Here is a 6,773-nt window from a genome sequence, read left to right as displayed (position 1 = left end):
CATTCTTTCTCCGAGCAGCACCCCCACCGAAACCGCTGCGGTGTAGTTGGTTTCGGCGATCTGGACAGCTTTGCGCTGGTTTTGCCAGAGTTCTTCGGCGTCCCCGAGCAACCCGAAAGCGACAATGGCCACGTCTATATCTCTGGTGCCGCCGCCCTCATTTTCAAAGGCCTGCTCGATCACCTTCGGGTGGCTGTCGGTGTCCAGCGCGTCGAAATCGATGAGCTCCACCGACTTGGCGCCGGCAGCTTTCATCTGCGCGACGGCGTCGTCGCGGCCCGGATCGTCAGGCAGGCAGGCCAGCACGATGCGCGCCGGGGCGTCTTGCAGGTAGCGCTCGCAGATCGCCAGCCCGATCTCGGACGTGCCGCCGAGCAGCAGGATGGTCTGCGGGTGGCCTACTGCATCAAGCACCATTTAGAGCAGCTCCAGACGTCGGGCCAAATCCGATGCGAAGACCCCCGACGGATCGGCCTTGCGGCGCACCGCGATCCATTCGTCGATGCGTGGATACATGGCGTGAAACATTTCAGCAGTCGTACGCGAATCCTTGGCGGTGTAAAGCCGGCCGCCGAATTCCAGCACGCGGCGGTCGAGTTCATTGAGGAACTTGCCCAGTCCAGGTTTGATCGGGAAGTCGACGCAGACGTTCCAGCCCGGCATCGGAAAGCTCAGCGGCGCTTGATTGCCCGGCCCGAAGAGCTTGAACACGTTGAGAAACGAGTAGTGTCCGGACTTCTGGATGTCGTGGATGATCGCTGTGAATTCCTCTACCGCTTCGGTGGGCACCACGAACTGGTACTGGCCGAAACCCGCTGAGCCGTAGGCGCGGTTCCACTCGCCGAACATGTCCAGCGGGTGGTAGAACTGCGTGAGGTTTTGGATCTTGCCGCGATAGGTGCCGGATTTGCGGTACCACAGCTCGCCGATCGGGACGAAGGTGTACTTGTTCGCCAGCCCGTTCGGGAAAACGTCTGGCACGGTAAGCAATTGTGGCGCATCGAATTTCAACGGATTGCGCTGAAGCTTCTCCGGGAGCTGATCCAAGGTAGCCAGCGATCCACGCGATATCGCGGCGCGACCCAGCCTGGGCGGTGGGCTGATCGCGTCGAACCAGGCGGAGGAATAGGTGTAGTTGGCCTCGCTGCCGTCGCTGTGGAAGGCGATGGTCTCGTCGAGGCTGTGCGTGACGTCGCCGTCGGCGATGAAATACGCCGTCTCGGTTGGGGTCATCGCGATGGTGGCCCGCAAGATGATGCCGGTCAGGCCGTTGCCGCCGACGGTGCACCAGAACAGCTCGGCGTCGTCGCCGTCGGGCGTCAGATGGCGGATCTGGCCGTCGGCGGTCAGCAGGTCGATGGAACGCACATGGTTGCCGAAGCTGCCGGCGCTGTGGTGGTTCTTGCCGTGGATGTCGCAGGCGATCGCCCCGCCGACGGTGACTTGCCGGGTGCCAGGGAGTACCGGAACCCACAGTCCGAACGGCAGCGCGGCCTTCATCAACTGGTCGAGGTTCACGCCGGCGTCCACGTCGACCAGGCGGGTGTCTGCGCTGATGGAGTGGATTCTGTTCAGCGGGGTCATGTCGATGACCAGCCCGCCGCCGTTTTGGGCGTTGTCGCCGTAGGACCGCCCGAGCCCGCGCGCAATCACACCCCGCTCGCCGGCGTTAGCCACCGCCTTGGCGATTTCCTCGGGGTCGCGGGTGGAGAGCACCGTGGCCACTGACGGAGCGGTGCGGCCCCAGCCGGTCAGCCGCGTCGTGGTCGTGGGAAGCCTGGAAGACATCGTCAAAGAGGGTACCGCTCACCCAGGCCGGCTCAGCGCAGCCGGAAGATCACGGTTCGCTGCACGACGAAGTTGATCACCGACGCGGTGCCCTGCGCGATCACGAACGCCACCGGAACCGCCCAGGTGCGGTAGTCGAGCAGCGCCAGACATAGGTGATTCAGCCCAACCTGTACCGCAAAGGTGATCCCGTAGAGCGCCATCACCACCAGGAACCGGGCCGTGCTCGGCGGGGCCTGAAACGTCCACCGGCGGTTGATCAGGTAGGCGGTGATGGTGCCTGCTATGAAGCTAGTGGCCTTGGACAGGTCGACTTGCAGGCCGACCGCTTTGTACAGCACCAAATAGAGGCCGAAGTCGACGATCGCCGAGATACCGCCGGTGACGACGAACCGCCAGATCTGCGTAGTCAGGCTCAGCTGCGCCGCTGGCGGGGCGATCTCGGTCATCGCGGGCAGTCTACGGGGCGCCGCGGCTGACCAGCCTGATGCCGGGCGGCCGCGACTTAGTTGGGGAACTTCACGTCGAGCAGCTCGACCTGGTTTTCCCCTTGCGGCGTGGCATAGGTAATGGTGTCGCCGGGTTTATGCCCGGCCAGGGCCAGTCCCAATGGGCTTCCGGCAGTCAGCGCCTCGGCTTCACGGCCGATCGGGGTCTGTTCGACGATCGAGATCACCAGCATGGTGACCACCGAACCGTCGGGGAACCGCACGGTGACCTCGGTACCTTCCGGCAGAGTTCCGTCTCCATTGGATACCGGGCCGGCGCGCAGTACCCGGTCGAGTTCATTGATCCGTTCGTCGAGGGCAGCCAGCTCGTCGGCCCGCTGGATGGCGTCTGCGGCGTCACCGTGGTCGCCGACCATGCCCCGGTCGTTTTCGACCTCGACTTCCAGGCGATCGCGGCGCTGCCGCAGTCGGGTCAACTCCGCGGCGATGCGATCACGCGCTTCATCCGCGAGCCCTGTCGATTCCTCGTGGTTGCTCACATTGCTGGCCTGTCTCTCGGGGCCACCGCGGTTGTTGCCGCGGAGCGCCCAGATTGTCTGTCTGCCGTCCGCTCATTATGGCGCGGTGAATCGGTTTCGTGGCGTTTCGCGCGGGCTGGTAGGCGCCGCCCAAACGCCACGAGGTCGGGTCCGGCCGGCGTCAGAGCCGGCGGCGGCGCCGGCCGCGAAACGCGTCCTTGACCTTTTCGCCGGCGTCCTTCAGGTTCGACTCGACGCGGTCTGCGGCGCCTTCGTTTTCCATGCGACGGTCCCCGGTGACCCGGCCGATAGTTTCCCGTGCTTTGCCCGTCAAGTTCTGCAGCTTGTTTCGGGCCTTATCACTCGCACTCATAGCGAATCCTCCTCCGTACCGCACGGTGTACCCGCGTTTCGGCCCCGCTACTCGCCGTGCCACCGAGCCTGATGTGCGGCATGCGTCGGAAGGTAGGCGCCAGGTGAGAACAGTTCGTCGTAGAAGTCGGTGTCGATGTGGTGGGCCTGTAGGTACATCAGCACGTGCACGGTCGGAACGGTGCCGGGCAGCTTGCCGAACGTGTCGTAGATGTAGGACGCCTCGACGGTGAGGAGCTCGGCGATGCCGTCGGGCGGCAGCGCTGACGAACGCACCTTGCGGGTGTCGGCCCAGGCCCCGCCCGTTTCAGGGTGAAACGGTCCGCCCGGCCCGTACCGGCGCGCGACGAATTTCTCGACGCCGGCTTGCACGGACGGCACGTGCGGTGGGCTCAGCGTCTCGAAATAGCCGGGCAGCCCGGTGACGTTCGGGAACGGCCAGCGCTCGTCGTGGTCGGCGACGAAGCCCACTCCGGGGGCCCTCGGATCACCGGATCCGCCCAGCACCGACATCCGGTCCAGGCCGTCGTACATCCAGCCGCCCAGGCCCATGGCCTGCAATGCCAGCACGCCGTTGTTTGCGGCAGTGGCCAATTCGGCGCTGGCCTCGGTCAGCGTGTACTGCTCGGCGAAGGACAGCGGAACCGGTTCATCGGCGTGCGGTAGCGACGAAAATGCCTGTGTGCCGGGGATACTGCGGTTGTTGACGTCGTCGTACACGGTGAAGCCGTTGGCCGCGAAGAACCACAGGTTCGACATCAGGTGTTCGGCGAGGTCGGCCACCGGGAAGGCCAGCAGGCTGCCGGGGAGGTTGGCGACCCAGACGTTGTGGCCTTCCATGTAAGGCTCTTCGCGGGGCAATTCAAGGCGGCTGTTCGAGATCCGGACATAAGAGTCGGCGGTGTGGCTGATCCACTCCTCGATGCTGCTGCACGTACGCGGCGGCTGGTCGCGAGTAGGCAGCAGATAGGTTCCAGTGTCATCGGTGAAAAACAGTTGGCTGGTATGGAATCCGGCTGCGGACGGAAAGGTTCGGCCAGTTGCGCTACCGGAGTAGTTCGGCAGCGCAGGCGCATAGTCCGGGTTGTAGGGAATGCCGTAGTGCCATCCGGTGATGCCGCCGGTGACCGCGAGGACCAATGCCCGCTCGACCTCTGACAACGGCTGGGCGGGCCGACGGCTGGTGAAGGCCAATGCCCCGCTTGGGATCTGGCCGCCGACCGGGAAGCGGCGCGATCGCCGCCCCGTGATGGCTGCGAGCAATGGAAACTGCGCTGCCTCTGCCAGCGCGGCACGCTCATGATCGGAGATGCTCAAGCCCATTGGGCAGCAGTGTCCCATCCGGCCATCACAATTCGAGGTGGAGTCGCAGCGCGTCGTCGAGTCGCGCGAGCTCGACCGGCGGGACTTGACCCAGCCGCCGTCGAAGCCGTTGAGTCGCAACGGATCTGATCTGTTCAGCTTGTGCTTTGGAATCGACTGCGAGACCGGTCGTAGCTGCCGGCAGCAATACCTGGAATGGATAGATTGTTGAGATGTTGCTTGTGACGGGCACGACGGTGATTACGCCACGCCCAAGTCGCGCGGCTGTCGCGTTGGCGCGGTCATTGCTGACGATCACGGCCGGGCGTCGCTTGTTGGCTTCGCTACCGCGAACGGGGTCGAAGTCGACCTGCCAGATCTCACCGCGCCGCATCCCCGAGCCCGTCGTCCGTGGTGTCCTCCCAAACCTTGTCCTCGCCGGCTGTCGACCACTCCGTCCAAGCTTTGTCGTAGTCATCTTCCAGAGTGGGGTAGCGGAGCATACGAATCGCACGCTGCAGACCCGCGGACCGCGACGGTAATCCCTCGCGTTCGACGTAGGCATCCAGCACTTGGACATCTTCATCGGGGAGGCTGACACTCAATTTCATACCTGTATGCTACCGTGGTAATACCAAAGTAGCAATGGAGAGTCGCAGCCTAGACCCAATACGGCACCCGGGCGCGGTACTGGCGCATCGCGAACGCGGCGAGCACCCACCCGACGGCGGTCAGTACCACCACCACGACCCAGTGCCGCAGCTCTTGGTGGGCGCCCAGCAGTGGTGCTCGCACGATATCTAGATAGTGCAGTAGAGGATTGAGTTCGACGATCTTTGACCACCGTTGGGCATTCTGCTGACGCAGCGTGTCGTCGTTCCAAATGATCGGGGTCATGAAGAACAGCAACTGCACCACCGAAAACAGCAGTGGCCCGATGTCGCGGTAGCGCGTCGCCAAGATGCCGAAACACAGTGACACCCAGACCGCATTCAGCACGATCAGCGCCAGCGCCGGAAGGACCGTCAGGTCGGCCCACGACCACGGCTTGGGATAAATGACCGCGATGACGGCGTAGATGACGATGTTGTGCGCGAACAGGATCATCTGCCGCCACACCAGCCGGTAGACGTGCACGCTCAGCGGCGTCGGAAGCTGTTTGATCAGCCCTTCATTGGCCACGAACACCTCAGCGCCTTCGAGAATGGCGGCGTTGATCAGATTCCAGATGATCAGCCCGAGCGTGACATACGGCAGATGCACCGCCAACTCCAAACGGAACAGCTTGGAGTACAGGGCGCCCATCGCGACCGCGGTAGTGCCGGTGGCGATAGTGATCCAGAACGGGCCGAGCACCGAGCGCCGATACCGCTGCTTGATGTCCTGCCAGCCCAGGTGCAGCCACAGCTCGTGGCGATGCCAACCGTCGATCAGGTCACGCCAGGCACGCGTCAGCGATTTCGATTGAGCCGCAGCATCAACAATGGTCATCGGCGCCGCTCCTCCTCATCGCTTCGCTCTGCATCGTCGCCGGCGCGGGTCATCGGCGCCGCTCCTCCTCATCGCTTCGCTCTGCATCGTCGCCGGCCCGAGTCATTTCAGCCCTCCCCGGTCGGCGGAACTGCTCGCGACGGCCTAAGCGCCGCAACCGAAACCACTCCAGCAATCCGGCCGGGTCGCGTCGGGACACCAAGAAGAACCAGCCAAACCTCAGCCATTCCTGCGGCAGCAGCCGACGTAACCCTGACTGGGACATCAGGAAGCCGCGGTTGCGATAGGTGAAGTAGCGCTTGGCCGGGTCGTCCGGATATTGGGCGTGCATCCGACCGCCCAGGATCGGCTTGAATTCGCCGGATCCGCAGGGATGCAGGTACACCGCATCCAGGCAGGTTCCGAACGGCAGCCCGGAGCGCACCAGCCGGCGGTGCATCTCCACCTCGTCGCCGCGGACGAACAACCGCAAATCAGGAACGCCGATCATCTCTAGCGTCGAGGCGGCAAACAGTGCGCCGTTGAACAGTGACGCGATGCCGGGCAACAGACCCCGCTCATTGCCGGTGCGCAATTCGCTTACCCGCCTGCGCCACACCACGCCTCGACGCAACGGAAACGCCAGAAGGTTCGGGTCATCGATGTTGCAGACCATCGGCGACACCTCGGCCAGCCGATGCTTTTCCGCGCAGGCCAGCAGTGTGGCGAGCACGTGAGAGTCTTGCGGGTGCCCGTCGTCGTCGGCCAGCCATACCCAATCGGCGCCCTGCGCCAGGGCGTACAGCATGCCGAGCGCGAATCCCCCTGCGCCGCCGAGGTTCCGGCGCGACCCGAGGTAGGCCGCCGGAATCGG

Annotated in this window: 10 protein-coding genes; all 10 read right to left on the bottom strand. The window is 64.3% G+C overall.

The genetic code is table 11. From position 1 onward, the window contains the following. A partial coding sequence (locus tag VFA16_RS20850; protein ID WP_324969654.1) for an SDR family NAD(P)-dependent oxidoreductase occupies nucleotides 1-417 on the bottom strand: 417 nt, incomplete at its 3' end. Continuing rightward, complete coding sequence (locus tag VFA16_RS20845) at nucleotides 418-1,788, bottom strand: FAD-binding oxidoreductase (RefSeq protein WP_324969652.1); 1,371 nt, start codon at nucleotides 1,786-1,788, stop codon at nucleotides 418-420. Nucleotides 1,789-1,820: 32 nt separating this feature from the next. After that, nucleotides 1,821-2,237 carry a GtrA family protein gene (locus tag VFA16_RS20840; protein WP_324969651.1) on the bottom strand — a complete coding sequence of 139 codons (417 nt, stop codon included), beginning with the start codon at nucleotides 2,235-2,237 and terminating at the stop codon, nucleotides 1,821-1,823. A gap of 56 nt (nucleotides 2,238-2,293) precedes the next feature. Further along, nucleotides 2,294-2,776, bottom strand: a complete 483-nt coding sequence (locus VFA16_RS20835) for a GreA/GreB family elongation factor (protein ID WP_324969650.1) — start codon at nucleotides 2,774-2,776, stop codon at nucleotides 2,294-2,296. 160 nt (nucleotides 2,777-2,936) lie between these two features. Further along, on the bottom strand, nucleotides 2,937-3,128 hold the full coding sequence (locus tag VFA16_RS20830) for a CsbD family protein (RefSeq protein ID WP_324969649.1): 192 nt from the start codon (nucleotides 3,126-3,128) through the stop codon (nucleotides 2,937-2,939). 47 nt (nucleotides 3,129-3,175) lie between these two features. Continuing rightward, nucleotides 3,176-4,450 (bottom strand): hypothetical protein, encoded by a 1,275-nt coding sequence (locus tag VFA16_RS20825; RefSeq protein WP_324969648.1) that lies wholly within the window; start codon nucleotides 4,448-4,450, stop codon nucleotides 3,176-3,178. A gap of 25 nt (nucleotides 4,451-4,475) precedes the next feature. Beyond that, nucleotides 4,476-4,823 (bottom strand): type II toxin-antitoxin system PemK/MazF family toxin, encoded by a 348-nt coding sequence (locus VFA16_RS20820; protein ID WP_324969647.1) that lies wholly within the window; start codon nucleotides 4,821-4,823, stop codon nucleotides 4,476-4,478. Next, the gene (locus VFA16_RS20815; RefSeq protein WP_324969646.1) at nucleotides 4,810-5,040 is read right to left on the bottom strand and encodes a ribbon-helix-helix domain-containing protein; all 231 of its coding nucleotides are present in this window, start codon (nucleotides 5,038-5,040) and stop codon (nucleotides 4,810-4,812) included. Before VFA16_RS20815 ends, VFA16_RS20820 begins: the two co-directional genes overlap by 14 nt. A gap of 49 nt (nucleotides 5,041-5,089) precedes the next feature. Continuing rightward, nucleotides 5,090-5,920, bottom strand: coding sequence for an ABC transporter permease (locus VFA16_RS20810; protein WP_324969645.1), 831 nt, complete (start codon nucleotides 5,918-5,920; stop codon nucleotides 5,090-5,092). A gap of 49 nt (nucleotides 5,921-5,969) precedes the next feature. Beyond that, the coding region (locus VFA16_RS20805; protein WP_324969644.1) for a glycosyltransferase family 2 protein at nucleotides 5,970-6,773 on the bottom strand (804 nt) is incomplete at its 5' end.

This window comes from Mycobacterium sp., assembly GCF_035653355.1.
Taxonomy (GTDB): Bacteria; Actinomycetota; Actinomycetes; order Mycobacteriales; family Mycobacteriaceae; genus Mycobacterium.
This window is presented reverse-complemented; position numbering and strand designations above follow the sequence as displayed.